Below are 20,525 nucleotides of genomic sequence, written 5' to 3' on the forward strand. Positions count from 1 at the left end.
TCGGACTACCCGAACAATATTTAACTCACTCTTTTTTTTCTTTTTTCAAGTTTCTACCAACTTGCTTTTTTTACTCCGGGGATTAATCCTTGAGATGCCATTTCACGGAATTGAATACGTGAAATACCGAATTGACGCATATATCCTTTTGGACGTCCTGTCAATTTGCAACGGTTGTGTAGTCTTACACTTGAGGCATTACGAGGGATTAATTGAAGAGCCTCATAGTTGCCTTCTGCTTTAAGTTGTGCTTTTTTTGCAGCGTATTTTGCAACTAATTTTGCTCTTTTTACCTCACGAGCTTTCATTGATTCTTTTGCCATAGTTTAGCTCTTTTTGATGTTTTTAAAAGGTAATCCAAACTCTTTTAATAATGCATATCCCTCTTCGTCAGTATTTGCACTTGTAACGAATGTGATATTCATTCCGTTGATTTTGTTGATAGAGTCGATGTTAATCTCGGGGAAGATGATTTGCTCTTGGATTCCGAGTGTGTAGTTTCCTCTACCATCTAATTTGCTTTCGATTCCTTTGAAGTCGCGGATACGGGGTAATGCTACGCGTACCAAACGCTCAAGGAACTCATACATTTTCTCACGACGTAAAGTTACTGAAACTCCGATAGGCATTTTTTTACGTACCTTGAAGTTTGAAATGTCTTTACGTGAGAGTGTTGCTACAGCTTGTTGTCCTGCAATTGCTGTTAGCTCTGCCAACGCTGTGTCGATGATTTTTTTGTCTTGAGTTGCATCTCCTAAACCTTGATTAAGTACAATTTTTTTCAAAACTGGTACTTGCATCACTGTTGTGTAGCCAAACTCTTTCATCAAAGCGGGGACGATTCTCTCTTGGTATTCTTTTTTGAGATTTGCTGCCATTTTATTTAATCTCCTCTCCTGATTTTTTAGAATAACGTACTAATTTGCCCTCTTCATTCATTTTACGACCGATACGTGTTGGAGTTTTAGTTTTAGGATCTAACACGTTAAGGTTTGATAAATGTATTGGAGCCTCTTTCTTCACAATGCCGCCTTGTGGTGCTTTTGCATTGGGTTTGGTGTGTTTTGACACCATATTTACACCCTCTACGATTGCTTTGTTGTCTTTTACCAAGACTTTAAGCACACGACCGGTTTTTCCTTTGTCCTCTCCGGCGTTAACGTAAACGGTATCTCCTTTTTTAATGTGTAACTTACTCATTAATCTACTTTTTTATTTATTAAAGTACTTCAGGTGCTAGTGAAACTATTTTCATATTAGTTGCACGCAATTCACGAGCAACAGGACCGAATATACGGCTACCTCTAATTTCACCTGCTCCGTTTAATAATACACATGCGTTGTCGTCGAAACGTATGTAAGATCCGTCAGCACGACGTATCTCTTTTTTAGTGCGTACGACAACAGCTTTTGACACTGCACCTTTTTTCATATCACTTGAAGGAACCACGCCTTTTACAGCAACAACGATAATATCGCCTACGCTTGCATAGCGTCTTCCGGTTCCACCAAGTACACGGATACAAAGTGCCTCTTTTGCGCCGCTATTATCAGCGACTGTTAGTCTTGACTCTTGTTGTATCATAATATTATTTTGCTTTTTCTACGATTTCAACTACTCTCCATCTTTTCATTTTGCTCAAAGGACGAGTTTCCATCAATCTAACGGTATCACCAATACCGCACTCGTTTTTCTCATCGTGAGCATGGTATTTTTTCGTTTTGTTTACGAATTTACCATAAATGGGGTGTTTCTCTTTCCATTTTACAGCTACTGTGATGGTTTTGTCCATCTTGTTGCTAGTAACAACCCCTACTCTCTCTTTTCTAAAGTTTCTTGTTTCCATTCGGCGTTATTGATTAAGCGTTAAGATCTCTTTGATTTAATTCACCCTTCATACGCGCAATCTCACGACGCAATTGTTTAATTTGCGAAGGATTGTCAAGAGGAGAGATACTGTGATTGATAACCATACGGTTAAGAGCTACTTCTTGAGCTTCAATTCTCTCAACCAACTCCTTAGTTTGAAGTTCTTTTATTTCTGCTATCTTCATTTTTTATCCTCCTTATGCGTTTTGAGTTTCGTCGTAATCACGACGGATTATTAACTTTGTGGTAACGGGAAGTTTTTGCGCACCTAAACGCAATGCTTCTTTTGCCACCTCTAAAGATACGCCATCTATCTCTATCAAGATTCTTCCCGGTGTTACAGGTGCTACGAATCCTTCGGGTGATCCTTTTCCTTTACCCATACGTACTTCGGCAGGCTTTTTAGTAATTGGTTTGTCAGGGAAAATTCTGATCCAAACTTGTCCTTGACGTTGCATATAGCGGGTAACGGCAATACGGGCAGCCTCAATTTGGCGACCTGTAATCCACTTTGATTGCAAACACTTAATACCAAAAGAGCCAAATGCCAACTCGTTGCCGCGTTGAGCCACACCTTTCATGCGACCCTTTTGCTGCCTTCTGAATTTTGTTTTTCTCGGTTGTAACATTTTCTGTCAGTTCTTTGTGTTAATTACTTTTTGTTTCTCTTGAAGCCTTTTTTAGCTCCTTGACCAGCGGCACCGCCACGAGTCTCTTTTTGTGCTGTAAATGAAGGAGCAAGATCTCTCTTACCATAAACTTCACCACGACAAATCCATACTTTGATTCCTAACAAACCAACTTTTGTTAGTGCCTCTGCTAAAGAGTAATCAATGTCTGCGCGTAATGTGTGTAGAGGTGTACGTCCTTCTTTGTACATTTCTGAACGTGCCATCTCTGCTCCGTTTAGACGTCCTGAAATTTGGATTTTGATTCCCTCTGCTCCGGCACGCATAGTGTTTGATATCGCAGTTTTGATTGCACGACGGTAAGCCATCTTTCCTTCAAGCTGACGAGCAATGCTATTAGCAACAATAACGGCGTCAAGTTCCGGTTTCTTTATCTCGTAGATATTGATTTGGATATCTTTGTCAGACTTGTCGGTGATTTTCTTTAACTCCTCTTTGAGTTTATCAACCTCTTGTCCACCTTTTCCGATAACCATACCGGGACGTGATGTGCAAATAGTTATAATTATAAGTTTTAGAGTACGCTCAATGATGATGCGTGATACTCCACTTGCTTTTGAAAGACGGGCATTTAGATATTTACGGATATTGCTGTCTTCTAATAACTTGTCTCCGTACTTATCGCCGCCGTACCAGTTAGAATCCCAGCCTCTGATGATTCCTAATCGGTTGCTTATCGGATTTACTTTTTGTCCCATCTCTTATTAATCTTGATTTTCGTTTTTAGTTATTGTATCAACAAACAAGGTTACGTGGTTTGAACGTTTACGGATTCTGTATCCGCGACCTTGTGGTGCCGGACGTAGGCGTTTCAACATAGCAGCTCCATCAACAAAGATCTCTGATATGTATAGTTCGCCGCTCTCGGCTTTGCGTTCGTTTTTCTGTTCCCAGTTGGCAATTGCTGAACGCAACAATTTTTCTAATCTTGCCGATGCCTCTTTTGTAGAGAATTTAAGTACGCCAAGTGCTCTGAACACTTCCATTCCTCTTACCATATCAGCAACTAAACGCATTTTACGGGGTGAGGTTGGTACATTGTTCAGCTTAGCGAAGCTCTTCTCTTTCAAGGCCTCTTTTCTTTTTTCGGCTGATTCTCTTTTTCTTGCACCCATGTTATTTTTCTTTTTTACTTTATTAGTTTTTAAAATTCCCAAGGAGGTTTAATTATTTTTTGTTACCTCCGTGTCCACGGAAGATACGAGTTGGAGCAAATTCTCCAAGTTTGTGTCCTACCATGTTCTCTGTTACATATACGGGAATAAACTTATTACCATTGTGAACGGCGAAAGTGTGTCCTACGAAATCGGGAGAAATCATAGATGCACGTGACCAAGTTTTGATTACCGATTTTTTTCCGGTAGCCTCCATTGCGTCAACTTTCTTTTGAAGTTTCACACTGATAAATGGTCCTTTTTTTAATGAACGACTCATAGTTATTAATTATTCAAATCAAATTATTTCTTTCTTCTTTCTATAATATATTGTGAAGAAGCCTTTTTAGGAGCTCTTGTTTTAAGACCTTTTGCGTAAAGACCTTTACGTGAACGAGGATGTCCTCCTGATGCACGTCCTTCACCTCCACCCATGGGGTGATCAACGGGGTTCATAACAACACCACGGTTGCGTGGACGACGTCCTAACCAGCGTGAACGACCTGCTTTTCCTGATTGCTCAAGTGCGTGGTCTGAGTTTCCTACTGTACCGATAGTTGCTTTACATGCTGAAAGTATCTTACGTGTCTCTCCTGAAGGCAATTTGATAATTGCATATTTTCCTTCTCTCGAAGTTAATTGTGCAAATACTCCTGCCGAACGTACCAACGCTGCTCCTTGTCCAGGACGCAACTCAATGTTGTGAATTACTGTTCCGACTGGTATATCAGAAAGGAATAGTGCATTTCCTACTTCAGGTGCTGCTTTCTCTCCTGACATTACTGTCATTCCTACTTCAAGACCATTGGGCGCAATTATGTAGCGCTTCTCTCCATCAACATAATAAAGAAGTGCAATGCGAGATGAACGGTTTGGGTCATACTCGATTGTCTTTACTGTTGCGGGTACACCGTCTTTATTTCTCTTGAAATCGATAAGTCTGTACTTACGTTTGTGTCCGCCTCCGATGTAACGCATCGTTAGATGTCCTTCGTTGTTGCGTCCACCAGTACTTTTTTTACCGACTACAAGTGATTTTTCTGGTGCGGTAGCAGTGATTTTATCAAACGCACCAATAATCTTGTGTCTTTGCCCCGGTGTTGTGGGCTTCAATTTACGTACTGCCATTTGTTTAATTAAATATTGCTAAAAAAATCTATTGTATCTCCTTCTTTCAATGTAACTAATGCTTTTTTGTATGAAGCAGTTTTACCTTCGATAAGACCTGATTTTGTATAACGGCTTTTGTTTTTACCTTTATAGTTCATTGTGTTTACCGAAACTACTGTTACATTGTACATCTCTTCCACAGCTTTTTTAATCTGTGATTTGTTAGCATCGGGACTTACACGAAATCCAAAACGGTTGTATTTCTCCGAAATGCTGGTCATTTTTTCCGTTACTATCGGTTTAATTATTATTGCCATTTTCGTGCCTCCTTCTATTAAAATTCATTAATTAATGCCACTGAACTCTCAAACATTACTAAAGTCTCGCAATCGAGAATTTTGTAAGTGTTTAATTCAGAAACAGTTATAACTTTCGCTTTTGGAAGATTTCTAGCTGACAAATATACGTTTTTATTTTGATCTGATAAAACTAAAAGTAACTTTTTATCAGCAACTTGCAAATTTTTTGTGAAATCTATAAATTCTTTAGTTTTTGGTGCCTCAAATGAGAAATCCTCAACTACAAGTATAGCGTTTTCTGCCAATTTGCAACTTAACGCAGATTTGCGTGCTAATGCTTTAACTTTTTTGTTTAGTTTGAAGCTGTAGTCGCGAGGTACCGGACCAAATACGCGTCCTCCACCTACCATAACTGGTGAGTTGATATCTCCACTACGTGCTCCACCTGTTCCTTTTTGTCTTTTTAGTTTACGAGTACTTCCTGATACTTCGCTTCTCTCTTTTGATTTGTGTGTTCCTTGGCGGTTGTTTGCCATGAATTGTTTTACATCAAGATAGATTGCGTGCTCGTTTGGCTCTATACCGAATACTGTATCGTTCAACGTAACTTTTTTACCGGTATCCTCGCCTTTGATGTTTAATACACTAAGTTCCATGATTACTTCTCTATTATTACGATTGAACCTTTACTTCCGGGGATAGATCCTTTTACTAATAAAAGGTTATGCTCGGGTATAACTTTAATCACTTGCAAGTTTTGTACAGTTACTCTTGCGTTACCTGTTTGTCCGGCCATGCGAGTTCCTTTGAATACACGTGCAGGGTATGAACATGCACCTATTGATCCGGGAGCACGTAGGCGGTTGTGTTGACCGTGTGTTGTTTGTCCAACTCCACCAAATCCGTGGCGTTTTACTACACCTTGGTAACCTTTACCTTTTGATGTTCCGATTACGTCAACATAATCGTCCTCTGCGAAGAAGTCTACAGAGATTACATCTCCTAAGTTGTACTCTGTTTCAAAACCTTTGAACTCGGCCAAGTGTCTCTTGGGTGTTACACCACTTTTGTTAAAGTGTCCCATCTCTGCTTTTGTAGTGTGTTTCTCTTTTTTGTCTTCGAAACCTACTTGCACTGCAGCATAACCGTCTTTTTCAACGGTTTTGATTTGTGTAACTACGCAAGGACCTACTTCGATAACAGTGCATGGCATATTTACGCCCTCAGCACTGAATACGGATGTCATTCCGATTTTTTTTCCTAATAATCCTGGCATTTCTTTTTGTTATTAATTGGTTTATTACAATTTTATTTCTACGTCAACTCCGCTAGGCAACTCTAATTTCATTAGTGCCTCTACTGCTTTTGACGAACCATCCAAAATTTCGATCTCTATCAAACGACGGTAGAATGAAAGTTCGAATTGCTCGCGCGATTTTTTATTTACGAATGTTGAACGGTTTACAGTAAAGATACGTTTGCGTGTTGGTAGAGGTATAGGACCTTTTACAACTGCACCTGTTGCTTTTACTGTTTTTACAATCTTCTCAGCTGATTTATCAACTAAAGTGTGATCGTAAGATTTTAATTTAATTCTTATTTTTGAACTCATATCGCGTTTATGATTTTTGAATACTACAATAAATCTACTCTTCCCTTAACCTCTGTTAGTACATTCTTGGCAATTGATGAACTAACCTCGGCATAGTGTGAGAATGTCATGGTTGATGTTGCACGTCCTGAAGTGATAGTACGCAATGATGTTACATATCCGAACATCTCTGCAAGGGGTGCTTTTGCTTTTACGATGCGAGCACCGCTACGGCTTGACTCCATTCCCTCTACTTGTCCACGACGTTTGTTAAGGTCTGAGATTACATCTCCCATGCTCTCCTCGGGTGTTACCACCTCGATCTTCATGATTGGCTCAAGAAGTGTTGGTCCTGCTTTCTCACAAGCTTTTTTGAATGCTTGGATTGCACAAACCTCGAATGATAATTGATCCGAGTCTACGGGGTGATATGATCCGTCTATTACTGTTACTTTTAATTGGTCAACTTGGTATCCTGCAAGTACACCGTTCTTCATAGCGGTTGTGAAACCTTTTTGAATTGAAGGGATATACTCTTTTGGAATGTTACCACCTTTAACCTCATCAACAAATTGCAAACTTCCTTCAAAATCAGCGTCAACCGGCTCAACGCGAACAATCATGTCAGCATATTTACCGCGACCTCCTGTTTGTTTCTTGTAAGTCTCACGCAACTCAACTGATTGTGTGATTGCCTCTTTGTATGATACTTGAGGACGTCCTTGGTTACACTCTACGTTGAACTCACGGCGAAGACGGTCGATAATAATCTCAAGGTGAAGCTCACCCATTCCGCTGATGATTGTTTGACCTGTATCCTCATCTGATTTAACTGTAAATGTTGGATCCTCCTCAGCAAGTTTTTGTAGTCCAAGACCAAGTTTATCCAAGTCTTTTTGAGTTTTTGGCTCAACTGCAATTCCGATAACTGGTTCTGGGAAGTCCATTGACTCCAATACGATTGGAGCGTTCTCTGCACAGATTGTATCTCCTGTACGAACATCTTTCAAACCTACTGCTGCACCTATATCACCACAACCGATAACCTCTTTTGGGTTTTGTTTGCTTGAGTGCATTTGGAATAGACGTGATATACGCTCTTTTTTACCTGAACGTGTATTCAATACGTATGAACCTGCTACAAGGTCACCTGAATAAACGCGGAAGAAACACAAACGACCTACATATGGGTCAACTGCAATTTTGAATATCAATGCAGATAGTGGCTCGCCTGAAGAAGGCTTACGTGAAATCTCCACCTCTTTGTTATCTACCTCGTGTCCAACTACTGATGGAGTATCTATTGGACTTGGCAAGTAAGCACATACTGCATCAAGTAATGTTTGTACTCCTTTGTTTTTGAATGATGAACCGCAAGTCATAGGAACCATCTTCATTGCAAGAGTTCCTTTTCTTACTGCTACTTTAATCTCCTCCTCAGTGATTGTTGAGGGATCATCGAAGAATTTCTCCATTAGAGCGTCATCAAAGTCTGCAACGCACTCTAATAGTTTCTCTCTCCACTCCTCAGCCTCTGCTTGTAACTCTGCAGGTATCTCCTCTGCTGTGTAATCAGCACCCATAGCCTCGTTTGGCCAGTATAGGGCTTTCATACGCACCAAGTCGATAACTCCTTTGAAGTTCTCCTCTGCACCGATAGGAATTTGGATTGGACAAGGATTTGCACCTAATACCTCTTTAAGTTGACGTACAACCTCAAAGAAGTTAGCACCTGAACGGTCCATTTTATTAACGTAACCTACGCGAGGAACGTTATATTTGTCTGCTTGACGCCATACTGTCTCAGATTGAGGTTCTACTCCTCCTACTGCACAGAATGTTGCAACTGCACCGTCCAAAATACGAAGTGAACGCTCTACCTCTGCTGTGAAATCCACGTGTCCCGGAGTGTCAATCAAATTGATTTTATACTTCTCGTTATTGTAGTTCCACCAAGTTGTAGTAGCTGCAGATGTGATAGTGATACCACGCTCTTGCTCTTGCTCCATCCAGTCCATTGTGGCTGCACCATCGTGTACCTCACCAATTTTGTGTGTTAAACCGGTGTAAAATAGAATACGCTCCGATGTGGTTGTTTTTCCAGCATCGATGTGCGCCATAATACCTAAGTTTCTGGTATATTTTAATAATTCGTCTCCTTTTGCCATCTTTCAATTAAAATCTAAAGTGAGCAAACGCACGGTTAGCCTCAGCCATTTTGTGCATATCCTCTTTACGTTTAAACGCACCACCTTGGTTATTATAAGCATCCATTATCTCAGCAGCCAATTTGTCTGCCATAGTTTTGCCACCACGTTTACGTGCGTACAATATTAAATTTTTCATCGAGATTGACTCTTTGCGGTCTGGGCGGATCTCCGTAGGTACTTGGAATGTTGCTCCTCCCACGCGACGTGACTTAACCTCTACTTGAGGTGTAATGTTCTCCAAAGCCTTCTTCCATATTTCGAGGGCTGTCTCTTCTGTGGTCATTTTAGATTTAACCATATCAAGAGCGGAATAGAAAATAGTGTATGCGGTATTCTTCTTTCCGTCATACATCAAGTGGTTTACAAATTTTGAAACCTTTACATCACTGAAGATAGGATCGGGTAATACAATCCTTTTCTTTGGTTTTGCTTTTCTCATCTTAATTCTTTTTGTTCTTGTTCTTGGTTGCTTTTCACATCTTCAACAGTATTCTCTAATACCGTTTACTCAACCGAATCAGCCTATCCAAGAAACTAGAAAATAGTTTTACAACTAAGTTTTAATTTCTCTGGCGTTGCATCAATATTTTTACAGGTGTGCAACTAATTACTTTTTACCTGCTTTAGGACGTTTTGCTCCGTATTTCGAGCGACGTTGGGTACGGTTTGCTACACCGGCAGTATCTAATGTACCGCGAACAATGTGATAACGTACACCGGGAAGGTCTTTAACACGACCACCACGTACCATTACGATAGAGTGCTCTTGCAAGTTGTGTCCTTCTCCTGGAATGTAAGAGTTAACCTCTTTTCCGTTAGTTAAACGAACCCTAGCCACTTTACGCATAGCAGAGTTAGGTTTTTTAGGAGTTGTTGTATAAACTCTCACACATACACCACGTCTTTGAGGACATGAATCCAATGCGGGAGATTTACTTTTATCCTCCAAAACTACCCTTCCTTTTCTTACTAATTGTTGAATTGTAGGCATTTTTTAGAACTTTTTTAATAGTTTTGTTTATACTTATATTAATTAATTCTTCTCGTTTTCATTACTCGAAATATACGTTCTAATTATTTGTAACTCAATACCATATAATGAGATACGCATACTTTTTGGCGCTAAAAACTTCGCAAAAGTACTATTTTTTTGGCAATTACACAAATTTTTCGGGAAGTTTTTTAGTGAGGCAATTTCAAAGAGTAAGTGTAAAATCAAGATGAAAAATAAAAAAACTTATTTTTAGATGTATCAAGATTCAGTTTACAAAAAAGAGGTAAAGCCTTTTAAGCCTTACCTCATTTTTTATATGGTGGATTGATGACTAATTGCAAATAACCTTCACAACACAGTTGTCAACCTTAACCATTACCACTCCTTTAAGGGTTGTGGGTAATGGAATTTGAAGTGAAGCGTTACTGTATGTTCCTGAAGTTATTATTCTTCCCATTGCATCATAAACCGTAACCGAGTTTATATCTTCGGCACTCTCAATATACAATACCCCATCAGATACGTATGCTTTGGTGTTGCTCTCATCTGTGGTACTCTCTTCTACTCCCTGCAAAACTGATTCGGGGGTTACTCCCTCTCCAAATGTAAATGATTGTATTTCTATACCTATTGATATATTATTTTGTTGTAAAATTTTATACATTGATGCTTTTATCGTACCATTATCTGCCATCATATACCCCTCAGAATCGGTTGTACAACCATTTTCAAAATCCCAATAGCCAAGTAATGAGTCATCGCTTAACAAAGGATCATACATACTCTCTCCTATCTCTGATTGTGTTAACGCCCTATTATAAAACTGTACTTTATCAATATATGCATTTAATGGAGAACGATATTTTGCATGACCTCCTATCATTATTATATACTCTTTATACCAATCCATCAGAATAGATTTCGAGGTAAATTTCAAAATTTCATCTCCGTTTACATAAAGTTTCATTTGTGGTTTATCGGTATAGTACTGCTGAAATGTAACAAAAAACCACTTACCTGAACTAAATTTAAAAGTTTTCTCTCTTACAAAGGGCGATGAAGAAGATGCGGTTTGCTCTCTCACAGAAACTAATAGTTCATTATCTTTCCAAATCCCACCATAATCATCTACTCCATATTCTTGAATAGTCGAAAAAAGATACCCCCAATCACATAGCGGGTAACCCCCTCCTTTATCCATATTATCATTAATGTTGGGGTTTCTTATATTAAGAAATTGCGTTCCCTGTGTATTATGATTAAACTCTTTTATATTTACCCAAAAAGAAAAAGTGAATGGAGTTTGATTATTAAAGTTTAATTGCTCGGCAGGGATTCCAAAGGCATATTCTCCTAAGTCTATTCCTCGAGGTTCAACCTCGTTGGCGTTTACCAATGACATTGAAAGCATTAGAGATATTAGCATTACTAATAGAGTAAAAATCTTTTTCATAACAGCCTCATTTTTTATAGGTTAGTATAATTTCGTTTGCAAGATACATATTTTTTAAGAAAAAGCAAAAAACAAGAAGAAATTTGCTAAAGATTTTTTAGTTGTTGGAACTGGGGGGGGGAATAGGGTGGCTAAGATTTTTACTTAGTTACCTTAGTCATCTTAGTTATCTTAGTTATCTTAGTTTGCTAAAAACTAACAAATCTGCGGGTAAGCGAACACAATACAAAATTTATTTGTGTATTGTTGAGCGAGAGCAAGTTCAACAAACGAATGTTTGTTAACTAATAAACCCCATACGACTCATTAATGCACGAGATGTTCTCAACAGGCAGAGGGGTAATGATTTTCTTCTGAACATCTAAACTCCACACACCTAAAAGAGCATCGTAAACTTCGGTATCAATCCAATCCTTGTCATCGGGCATCAGAGCCATCAGGTTGTAATCAATAACGCCATCTTTCACAACCGAGCCGGGCCAACCAATTGAAGCACCAATGGGGTAATATATCTTAACCGAGTCTGTCAACCTCCACAACAGATTACCATCTTCATCTTTGTTAAACATTTCAGACAGCACAAGGTATGCCGAGTCGCTCTCGGGTATCATAAAGATATCTATATTATAATCATTAGCATACGCCATACTTCCCACAACAGAGTATGTTGAAAAGGGAGGCATATCAGATATCGAGATATAACCTTTCTCAAAATCGTCAATCATAAGCATACTATCCAAATCAAACAGAAGCGTACTGTCGCGTTGCTCAACGGGCTGAGGTTGATAGTCACTTCTCCTTTGGCACGATACCGATATAGCCAAAGATATGACCAACAACGATATGAGAATTATATTTTTCATATATATATTCGTTTACGCCGGCAAAGTTACTTTAAAAAGTTATTTTGGTGTAATTTTTAATAAATTATTTTTATAATTTTGCAATATGGATTTTAGAACAATAGTTTCTCTTGACTGGAGGGGAGAGAGGATAGACCACTCCGATTCGCTAATTTTCATCGGCTCATGTTTTGCCGATGAGATTGGTGGCATATTTAAGGCGAGTAAATTTGATACACTCTTAAACCCTTTTGGAGTTCTTTACAATCCACTATCAATAGCAGAGGCGATAAACAGAGCAATAGCCAACACCCCTTTTGTTGAGGGAGAGTTGTTTAAGAGCGGAAATCTTTATCACAGTTTCTCACACCACTCAACATTCTCTCATACCAATAAGGAGTATATGTTACAAACCATAAATAGCAGTTTGGCAGAGAGCTCTCAACGTCTAAAGAGTGCAAACTACCTCTTCATCACTTTTGGCACCGCATGGGTATATGAGGCGGTTGAGAGTGGCAAAGTTGTTGCCAATTGTCACAAACTTCCTGCAAACAACTTCTCAAGGAGAAGAGTTTCGGTCAAGGAGATTGTAGAGAGCCTCTCAGCAACTCTTGAGACTCTTTTTACTACCAATCCCAACATAAAGATAGTTCTAACGGTAAGTCCCATCAGGCACCTTAATGATGGTATTCACGAAAACTCATTAAGCAAAAGCACTCTACTTCTTGCGTGTGAGGAGTTGCAAAAGATATTCAACACAAGGGTATCATATTTACCAACCTACGAGGTTCTCCTTGATGAACTTCGTGATTATCGTTTCTATGCCGATGACATGGCACACCCCTCTAAAAAGGCGGTTGAATATATATGGGAAAAAATTGAGGATGAAGTTATTACCCCCAACTCTGTTAATATTATTAAGGAGTGGAGCAAGATACGTCAAGGTATCAGCCACCGACTTATGAGTGCCGACACCGAAGGATATAAAACCTTTTTAAACACTCTTTTGAGAAATGCCACATCTTTTGCTCTCAAATATAAACATATTAATATTGAGCAAGAGATTGAAGATATTAAGAATAAAATAAACAACGTATAATAGCAATGGAATACTCCATAAAAGATATTACCGCCCTATTGGGTTGCAACAATGCACCTTTTGAAGAACTCAACATATCGTTACTCCTAACCGATAGTCGTTCAATAAAGACACCTTCGGAGACGCTCTTTTTTGCCATAAAGAGCAAGACTAACGACGGACACAAGTTTATTGAAGAGTTATATAAAAAGGGTGTTCGCAACTTTGTTACCGAACAAGAGTTACCAATATTCACAACATTCAAGGGAGTAAATATCATCAGGGTAAAAAACAGTATAAAGGCTCTGCAAAAGATAGCATCGGCTCACCGAAAGAGATTTAAGGTGCCAGTGATAGGCATTACCGGCAGCAACGGCAAGACCATTGTCAAAGAGTGGCTAAATCAACTGCTGCAACCCGACTATTTTATAACTCGCTCACCACGCAGTTACAACTCACAAATTGGAGTACCCCTCTCGGTATGGGAGTTAGAGCAACGCACAACACTTGCCATCTTTGAGGCAGGAATATCGCAACCCCACGAGATGGAGGCTCTAAGCGAGGTTATTGCCCCATCCATAGGCATATTCACCTGCATAGGCGATGCTCACCAAGAGGGATTTAACTCGGTCAGCGAGAAGTTAAACGAGAAACTAAAACTCTTTAAAGAGTCAAAAACCATAATATACAATGCCTCACAAAACAATATCAAAGAGGCTATTGAGAGCCTATATGCAGACAGAGAGTTAATTGGATGGTCAAACAGCGACACCTCTGCACCCTTGTTCATAAAAGAGATATCCAAGACTGACAATGTAGCATCGGTTACATATATATACAGAGGCAAAGAGGAGAACTTTAAGATACCGTTTGTTGAAGATGGTTCAATAGAGAATGCTATTCACACTCTTTGCACTATGCTCTTCTGTTTCAATATCACACCACAAGAGGCTGCAAAACGACTCATAAGCATTGAGCCGGTTGCTATGCGATTAGAGGTTAAAGAGGGCAAGAACAACTGTACAATAATAAACGATACATACAACTCCGATATAAACTCACTGGAGATTGCACTCGACTTTCTTTCACGCCGTTCAATATTAGAAGGAGGTGCAAGACGGCTAATACTCTCAGACATTCTACAATCATCATCAAACGAAGTTGAGTTATACACAAAAATTGCAAAACTTCTAACCGAGAAAGGTGTTGATAAATTTGTTGGTATTGGAGAGCGATTAACAGAGAACAGAGAGTTGTTTCCCGAAGGCAGCAGTTTTTTCAGAACAACAGCCGAGTTTCTATCATCGGGCGTAACAGACCACTTCAACAACGAGCTGATACTGGTTAAGGGAGCAAGAAGATTTAATTTTGATGAGATAACCGACGACCTCTCGCTTAAACAACACGAAACCATATTGGAGGTAAACCTCGATGCCATACGACACAACTACAACTACTATAAGCAAAAGTTACTACCTAACACAAAAGTTATATGTATGGTAAAGGCGTTTGGCTATGGAGCAGGCTCGTACGAGCTGACAAAAACACTACAAGATGCAGGATGCAGTTATGTGGCAGTTGCCGTTGCCGATGAGGGAGCAGAACTTCGCAAGGCCGGAATTACAATGCCCATAATGGTTATGAATCCCGAAATGGGGACATTTGACACCCTCTTTAAATATAACCTTGAACCGGAAGTATATAATTTCAGACTTTTAGAGGCGTTAACAAAGGCAGCGAGTTCGCAAGGCATAACCGATTTTCCTATACATATAAAGATTGACAGCGGTATGCACCGTTTAGGATTCACCATTCAGGATATGCCTAAACTTATTAAGAATCTTACAATAAATAAGGAGTTAACCCCACGCTCAGTATTCTCACATCTTGCAGGTAGCGATGATGATAGTCTTGACTACTATACCGAAATGCAGATTGAGACATTCAGCCGTTGTGCAGAGTCGCTTCAGATGGGAATAGGCAAACCCATATTCCGCCATATACTTAACACAGCAGGAATATCAAGATATACACAATACCAGTTTGAAGGCGTAAGACTTGGTATAGGATTGTATGGAGTAGCACCTCACCCCTCAGTTAAAGGGCTAAGGAGTGTATCGGCACTAAAAACCACAATACTGCAAATTAAAGAACTCACTTCGGCAGAGACAGTAGGCTACGGAAGGCGTGGAGTGCTGAACAAGAAGTCGCGAATAGCGGCAGTTCCCATTGGATATGCCGACGGACTTAACCGCCACCTTGGCAACGGAGCCGGAGCAATGTGGGTTAATGGCAAACTTGCCCCCATTGTCGGCAACGTATGTATGGATGTCACTATGATTGACGTTACCGACATTGAGTGTGCCGAAGGCGATATTGTTGAGGTATTTGGCGAAAATATAAAAGTTGAGGATATTGCCCAAAAATTAGGCACTATCCCCTATGAAGTCCTCACCTCAGTATCAGCAAGAGTTAAGAGAGTATATTTTAAAGAGTAGATTTTAGTTGTTTGTTGTCAACTTCGTTGCCCTGCGGGTTGTTGTTTGTTAACTAAAAATCTTATTTCACTTCAAATCTAATAAAAGGCGTAGAAAAAGTTGCAGGCAGAACAGCCTTTATTACATCGTTACCCTCATACATAGGTTTAAGGTCAACTTGTAACATATTAGCCACATCAGGGTAGGCACTAACCTCAATTTGAGGATACCCCTTTAAACTATCTGCCGAGACAGTCACCACTCTTCCGTCTTCAAGTTTTACGTCAATAGGTAAAGATTGCGACTTTACAGAGTCAATCGGCATAACACACTCCCCGTTAATCAACTCTGCTTTTGGAGCAAAATAGATAGTTGAGTTGTCATCTTGCAAGAAAGTCTTTTCGGCACCCTCCAAACTATATGTCTGATTAAGAGCAAATCCATTATCATAGGCTCTGACACACGCTTTAACCACACCTTTATAGGGTTGATTAAAAGATACAGTCATCTCGTTATACTTGGTTTGAGTAAGCGAGTCGGTGCGTTCCCATTTATAGTTTACCCTCTCAATTGAGTGTCCGGTTATCTCCGATCCACTATAACGCAATCCCAGTTGCGAATCATATATAAGTGTATCGCCATCAACCTTAATATAGTAACCGGGAACACCCCAAGTAGATGAGAATACTGTCACTTCAACCCTTCCGTTGGGTGATGCAATTGTTTTTAATCGTTGTGCTGTTACCGATTGTATTGCCACTGCCAATAGTAGCATTGCCAAAAATGTTAATCTTTTCATATCTTTTTCTATTTTTTTATTTGCGTCATTGATGAAGGAGCATCACCTGTTTCGACACCTCTTTTTACATTTGGTTTATCTGCCATATTAAATAGCAGTTCGCCACCACCGGTAATATCAAAATGCGATATATAGTTTTTTGAGTATCTCTTTCCGTTAAGCGATGCACTCTTTATATAACAGTTTGCTGAGGCATTATTTGTTGCCTCTATAACAAATGTTTTACCCATAGGAAGATTTAGTGTTACCTTATCAAAGAGAGGAGAGCCAACAGCATACTCGGCACGTCCCGGACATACGGGATAAAATCCCATAGCACTGAACACATACCACGCCGAAGTTTGTCCGTTATCCTCATCGCCACAATATCCGTCAGGTGTGGGTTTATATAACCTATCCATTATTTGACGCACATGGTATTGAGTTTTCCATGGCGAAAGGGTATAGTCATATAGATAGGCAGCGTGTTGCACAGGCTGGTTTCCGTGAGCATATTGCCCCATATTCAGGGCAACCATTTCGGCTATCTCGTGTATCACAAAACCATATGTTCCGTAGTTATATACAGGAGGGGCAGAAAACATAGAGTCGAGCATAAAGGTCATATTCTCATGGCCTCCCATCAGTTGCGACAATCCCTCAACATCGTGCATAACGCTCCATGTGTAGTGCCACGAAGAGCCTTCGGTAAAAGCCCCTCCCCACTCTTCGGGAGCAAAGGGAAATACCCAGTCGCCACTTTTAGTTCTGCCACGCATAAAACCGTTAGATTTATCAAAGACATTCTCATAGTTATATGCCATAGCCTTGTAGTCCGAAGCAATATCTACCTCTCCCAATGCAGAGGCAAAGATAGAAAGACACCAATCGGCGTATGCATATTCAAGAGTCTTGGCAGTTGCCTCGTAGTAGTTGGGGTAAGGCACATATCCCAGCTCAAAGTACTCCTTATATCCGTTACGTCCAACCGACAAAGGCTCGCCTTGTGCTTCGGTTTGATGCACCATTGCCTCAAGAGCCTTTTTTGTATCAAAACCCCTAATACCCTTAATATAGGCATCAGCAATCAGCGACAATGAGTTATTACCTATCATACAACCACGATGACCGGGCGATGCCCATTCGGGCAAGAAACCACTCTCATTATATACGTTTACAAGCGACTGCATAACACGCTCCGACACTTCGGGGTATAGCAATGTAAAGAGAGGATGAACCGCCCTGAAAGTATCCCAAAAACCGTTATCGGTGTACATATACCCATCGTGAATCTCCCCATCGTAGGGGCTATAATAGCAGGGATTACCCTCGCTGTCATACTCATAAAACTCTCTGGGGAATAGCAACACCCTATATAAGCACGAATAAAAGGTCTCTTTTGCCACCCTGTCATCATCCTCAACCACCGCTCTGCCAAGCATAGCGTTCCATTCAGATATGGCAGCACTCTTTACCTCCTCAAAGGTTTTACCCCTTACCTCTCTGTTAAAGTTGAGTTGAGCCTGCTCTGCCGATATAAACGATGATGATATTTTAACGGTAAGTTTTTCGCCTTCGGGAACTATAAAACGAAGATAACCACACACCCTGTCATGCTCACCAACGCTACGACCGGCAAAAAGAGAGTCGTTTATCATCACCCCCTTTTCGGCTATCGGGTGACTGAACTCCATTACATAGTAATTTGTAAAGTTTGCAGGCACTCCGCCATTGTGGTTTTTTACATACCCAGTAACACGGCGCCGCATCTGGTCAATCTCAACCTTTGAGCCACCATGCTGAGCATCAATTACAAAATATTGACCTTCAAGAGAGGGATACTCAACCTCCATAACAGAAGAGGTGCGAGTTGGAGTAAGCGAAACCTTAACGCCATTATCCATCGTTACAGAGTAGAGGTATGGATGAGCCTCCTCATTTTGGTGCGAGAAGCCCACTCCCCTCTCCTTATGATTAATCTTCAGTTCTCCGCTCAAAGGCATAACAGAGAGTACAGCGTAGTCGTTAATCCATGGGCTTGGTTGATGCGTCTGCTTAAAACCTCTAATAACGGTATCAGTATAAGCATACATCCAACCATTGCGATTTTCACCCGTTTGTGGCGACCAAAAGTTAACACCCCAAGGCAGAGCAACAGCAGGATAGGTATTTCCATGCGAGAAACTAAAAGTAGATTCAGTACCCATAAGAGGGTTAACATAATCAACCAAACTCTCTGCTTTAGGCGAAAAGTTTAGTGCAAACAATAGTATAATTATGGCAACGACTCTTCTCATAATATATGATTTATCACGTGCAAATATATAAAATTAGAGTTTTATCGGCAATAAGCAGTAAAAACAGGAACACAACAAAAGCATACTAACACACTAATTTACTGACAATTGCACATAAATAACCAAAAGACTATTAAATTTTTTTAATTAAATTCTTGCTCATTTTATTTGCAAATCCAAAAAACAAGAGTATCTTTGCAGTCGCAAATGCAAATGCGAAAATAGCTCAGTTGGTAGAGCATAACCTTGCCAAGGTTAGGGTCGCGGGTTCGAGTCCCGTTTTTCGCTCCAATGGTTTCGCCCGGATGGTGGAATCGGTAGACACGAAGGACTTAAAATCCTTTGGCTATAACACGGCTGTGCGGGTTCAAGTCCCGCTCCGGGTACCGAGAAAAGAGTGATAATCGAAAGATTACCACTCTTTTTCTTTTCTTATCTTCACATTTAGATTTTTATCGGATTTATTGCAATTAGTATAAAATTTCCATATTTATACATTCTATACTTCATATTGAGAGAAAATTATTCCTTCTTAAGTTTCTTTATTTCCTTATCAAAATCACTTTCGAGCAAATCCATTTCTCGTTTACGATATATCTCAAACTCCTTTTCTGCTTTCTCAATTGCTTGTTGGTGCGAAACATTTCCTTTGCCAATCAAAACTTTTCGCTTGTGAGATATAATTTGGTTGTCAAGAGCATCTATCCAATCTTTCATTGTCATTGGATTCATTTCCAATGCTTGAAACTCAGCAAAATCCAAGAAACCCGAAACTAGTAAATTTAAGCGTTGCAACTCAATCTCCGAAAGGTAGTTTTTTGCAATCTTCACATCATCTTTGGTAACATAGTTGCCTTTGAAGTTTGTCATGCCAACAAATGGTTTCTCATTATCCACACGATTGTATATAACCTCGGCAGCGGTATTCTCATGAACAGCATAATGAAGTTTATTCTGCACTGTTGCAAAAAACATCTTTGTCATTTCACTGCGAGGATCATAATCAGTCGCTGTCGCATAAATATCAGTTACCTGCTGATAAAAGTTACGTTCACTACTACGAATATCCCTGATGCGTTGTAGCAACTCTCTAAAATAACGATTACCTCCTTGTTTCAAGCGTTCATCGTCAATTGCAAAGCCCTTCTGGATATACTCATGAAGTCGCTGAGTTGCCCAACGGCGGAAGCGTGTAGCCACTTGTGACTGCACACGATAACCTAAAGCAATAATCATATCAAGATTATAATGAACAATATTACGCTGCACTTGGCGATTTCCTTCTTGTCGAACTGTCAAGAATTCCTTTACAGTTCGATTTATATCTAACTCACCATAGTTTAGAATATTTTCTATATGCTGACTAATATTCTGCTTGGTAGTATCATATATCTCCGCTAATTGACTCTGCGTTAACCACAAATCTTCATCAGCGAAACGCACCGATATACGAGTAATCTCGTTATCGTCTTGATAAAGGATTATTTTATTTTCCTCTTTAGTCATTACATTAATATTTATTAGTGCTTGATCAATAGAAATTTAATAGCATGTAGTATTTATCTCAATCTGTTTCAAAAATAATAAAGGTCATTCATTTTGTCAAGTTAATCCACAAAAAACTTTATCCATTTCTTCTATCCCATATATTGTTATAATACAAAGAGCGTGCCACATAGTCCG

At 39.7% G+C, this 20,525-nt stretch carries 25 protein-coding genes and 2 tRNA genes; 4 read left to right on the forward strand and 23 right to left on the reverse strand.

The features are described from left to right. Positions 1–53: 53 nt before the first annotated feature. The 20 genes from rpsN to IKK64_08385 form a co-directional block, all read right to left on the reverse strand. Complete coding sequence (gene rpsN, locus IKK64_08290) at positions 54–323, reverse strand: 30S ribosomal protein S14 (protein ID MBR4120057.1); 270 nt, start codon at positions 321–323, stop codon at positions 54–56. A gap of 3 nt (positions 324–326) precedes the next feature. Continuing rightward, on the reverse strand, positions 327–878 hold the full coding sequence (gene rplE, locus IKK64_08295; GenBank protein MBR4120058.1) for a 50S ribosomal protein L5: 552 nt from the start codon (positions 876–878) through the stop codon (positions 327–329). Between the two features lies 1 nt (position 879). Then, the gene (gene rplX / locus IKK64_08300) at positions 880–1,200 is read right to left on the reverse strand and encodes a 50S ribosomal protein L24 (GenBank protein ID MBR4120059.1); all 321 of its coding nucleotides are present in this window, start codon (positions 1,198–1,200) and stop codon (positions 880–882) included. 19 nt (positions 1,201–1,219) lie between these two features. Next, entirely contained in the window at positions 1,220–1,585 is a 366-nt protein-coding gene (rplN, locus tag IKK64_08305; protein ID MBR4120060.1) for a 50S ribosomal protein L14, read from the reverse strand. A gap of 4 nt (positions 1,586–1,589) precedes the next feature. Continuing rightward, entirely contained in the window at positions 1,590–1,847 is a 258-nt protein-coding gene (gene rpsQ / locus IKK64_08310; GenBank protein MBR4120061.1) for a 30S ribosomal protein S17, read from the reverse strand. Between the two features lie 13 nt (positions 1,848–1,860). Beyond that, a complete protein-coding gene (rpmC, locus tag IKK64_08315; GenBank protein ID MBR4120062.1) occupies positions 1,861–2,055 on the reverse strand; it encodes a 50S ribosomal protein L29 in 195 nt (64 codons plus the stop codon). Between the two features lie 12 nt (positions 2,056–2,067). Continuing rightward, entirely contained in the window at positions 2,068–2,499 is a 432-nt protein-coding gene (gene rplP, locus IKK64_08320; GenBank protein ID MBR4120063.1) for a 50S ribosomal protein L16, read from the reverse strand. 23 nt (positions 2,500–2,522) lie between these two features. After that, positions 2,523–3,257: a 30S ribosomal protein S3 gene (rpsC, locus tag IKK64_08325; protein MBR4120064.1), complete on the reverse strand. Its 735-nt coding sequence runs from the start codon at positions 3,255–3,257 to the stop codon at positions 2,523–2,525. Between the two features lie 6 nt (positions 3,258–3,263). Next, positions 3,264–3,674, reverse strand: coding sequence for a 50S ribosomal protein L22 (gene rplV / locus IKK64_08330; GenBank protein ID MBR4120065.1), 411 nt, complete (start codon positions 3,672–3,674; stop codon positions 3,264–3,266). Between the two features lie 52 nt (positions 3,675–3,726). Next, the gene (gene rpsS, locus IKK64_08335) at positions 3,727–3,993 is read right to left on the reverse strand and encodes a 30S ribosomal protein S19 (GenBank protein MBR4120066.1); all 267 of its coding nucleotides are present in this window, start codon (positions 3,991–3,993) and stop codon (positions 3,727–3,729) included. A gap of 23 nt (positions 3,994–4,016) precedes the next feature. Next, the gene (rplB, locus tag IKK64_08340; protein MBR4120067.1) at positions 4,017–4,841 is read right to left on the reverse strand and encodes a 50S ribosomal protein L2; all 825 of its coding nucleotides are present in this window, start codon (positions 4,839–4,841) and stop codon (positions 4,017–4,019) included. An 8-nt stretch (positions 4,842–4,849) separates the two neighbouring features. Beyond that, positions 4,850–5,140 carry a 50S ribosomal protein L23 gene (rplW, locus tag IKK64_08345; GenBank protein ID MBR4120068.1) on the reverse strand — a complete coding sequence of 97 codons (291 nt, stop codon included), beginning with the start codon at positions 5,138–5,140 and terminating at the stop codon, positions 4,850–4,852. Positions 5,141–5,157: 17 nt separating this feature from the next. Beyond that, positions 5,158–5,778, reverse strand: coding sequence for a 50S ribosomal protein L4 (gene rplD / locus IKK64_08350; protein ID MBR4120069.1), 621 nt, complete (start codon positions 5,776–5,778; stop codon positions 5,158–5,160). A 2-nt stretch (positions 5,779–5,780) separates the two neighbouring features. Continuing rightward, the gene (gene rplC, locus IKK64_08355) at positions 5,781–6,398 is read right to left on the reverse strand and encodes a 50S ribosomal protein L3 (protein ID MBR4120070.1); all 618 of its coding nucleotides are present in this window, start codon (positions 6,396–6,398) and stop codon (positions 5,781–5,783) included. Between the two features lie 24 nt (positions 6,399–6,422). After that, positions 6,423–6,734 (reverse strand): 30S ribosomal protein S10, encoded by a 312-nt coding sequence (gene rpsJ / locus IKK64_08360; GenBank protein MBR4120071.1) that lies wholly within the window; start codon positions 6,732–6,734, stop codon positions 6,423–6,425. 23 nt (positions 6,735–6,757) lie between these two features. Then, entirely contained in the window at positions 6,758–8,881 is a 2,124-nt protein-coding gene (gene fusA, locus IKK64_08365) for an elongation factor G (GenBank protein MBR4120072.1), read from the reverse strand. 7 nt (positions 8,882–8,888) lie between these two features. After that, entirely contained in the window at positions 8,889–9,362 is a 474-nt protein-coding gene (gene rpsG, locus IKK64_08370; GenBank protein MBR4120073.1) for a 30S ribosomal protein S7, read from the reverse strand. A 168-nt stretch (positions 9,363–9,530) separates the two neighbouring features. Continuing rightward, on the reverse strand, positions 9,531–9,914 hold the full coding sequence (gene rpsL, locus IKK64_08375) for a 30S ribosomal protein S12 (GenBank protein MBR4120074.1): 384 nt from the start codon (positions 9,912–9,914) through the stop codon (positions 9,531–9,533). A 334-nt stretch (positions 9,915–10,248) separates the two neighbouring features. Then, positions 10,249–11,370: a LamG domain-containing protein gene (locus tag IKK64_08380; protein ID MBR4120075.1), complete on the reverse strand. Its 1,122-nt coding sequence runs from the start codon at positions 11,368–11,370 to the stop codon at positions 10,249–10,251. 284 nt (positions 11,371–11,654) lie between these two features. After that, positions 11,655–12,233 carry a hypothetical protein gene (locus IKK64_08385; protein ID MBR4120076.1) on the reverse strand — a complete coding sequence of 193 codons (579 nt, stop codon included), beginning with the start codon at positions 12,231–12,233 and terminating at the stop codon, positions 11,655–11,657. 85 nt (positions 12,234–12,318) lie between these two features. Here IKK64_08385 and IKK64_08390 point away from each other — a divergent pair, with 85 nt between their 5' ends. Both IKK64_08390 and IKK64_08395 read left to right on the forward strand, forming a co-directional pair. Further along, positions 12,319–13,311, forward strand: a complete 993-nt coding sequence (locus IKK64_08390; protein MBR4120077.1) for a GSCFA domain-containing protein — start codon at positions 12,319–12,321, stop codon at positions 13,309–13,311. A gap of 5 nt (positions 13,312–13,316) precedes the next feature. Next, positions 13,317–15,788, forward strand: a complete 2,472-nt coding sequence (locus tag IKK64_08395; protein MBR4120078.1) for a bifunctional UDP-N-acetylmuramoyl-tripeptide:D-alanyl-D-alanine ligase/alanine racemase — start codon at positions 13,317–13,319, stop codon at positions 15,786–15,788. A gap of 61 nt (positions 15,789–15,849) precedes the next feature. On the opposite strand, the gene IKK64_08400 is transcribed toward IKK64_08395, so the two are convergent. Beyond that, positions 15,850–16,566, reverse strand: a complete 717-nt coding sequence (locus tag IKK64_08400; GenBank protein MBR4120079.1) for a glycoside hydrolase family 97 N-terminal domain-containing protein — start codon at positions 16,564–16,566, stop codon at positions 15,850–15,852. An 8-nt stretch (positions 16,567–16,574) separates the two neighbouring features. Then, positions 16,575–18,842: a GH92 family glycosyl hydrolase gene (locus IKK64_08405; GenBank protein MBR4120080.1), complete on the reverse strand. Its 2,268-nt coding sequence runs from the start codon at positions 18,840–18,842 to the stop codon at positions 16,575–16,577. Positions 18,843–19,057: 215 nt separating this feature from the next. Between IKK64_08405 and IKK64_08410 the strand changes: the two genes are divergently transcribed. Together IKK64_08410 and IKK64_08415 are read left to right on the forward strand one after the other, a co-directional pair. Next, positions 19,058–19,133, forward strand: a tRNA-Gly gene (locus IKK64_08410). Positions 19,134–19,141: 8 nt separating this feature from the next. Continuing rightward, positions 19,142–19,228, forward strand: a tRNA-Leu gene (locus tag IKK64_08415). A gap of 136 nt (positions 19,229–19,364) precedes the next feature. On the opposite strand, the gene IKK64_08420 is transcribed toward IKK64_08415, so the two are convergent. Then, positions 19,365–20,348, reverse strand: coding sequence for a virulence RhuM family protein (locus tag IKK64_08420; protein ID MBR4120081.1), 984 nt, complete (start codon positions 20,346–20,348; stop codon positions 19,365–19,367). Positions 20,349–20,525 lie beyond the last annotated feature (177 nt).

The organism is Bacteroidales bacterium (assembly GCA_017521245.1).
Lineage (GTDB): Bacteria > Bacteroidota > Bacteroidia > Bacteroidales > G3-4614 > Caccoplasma_A.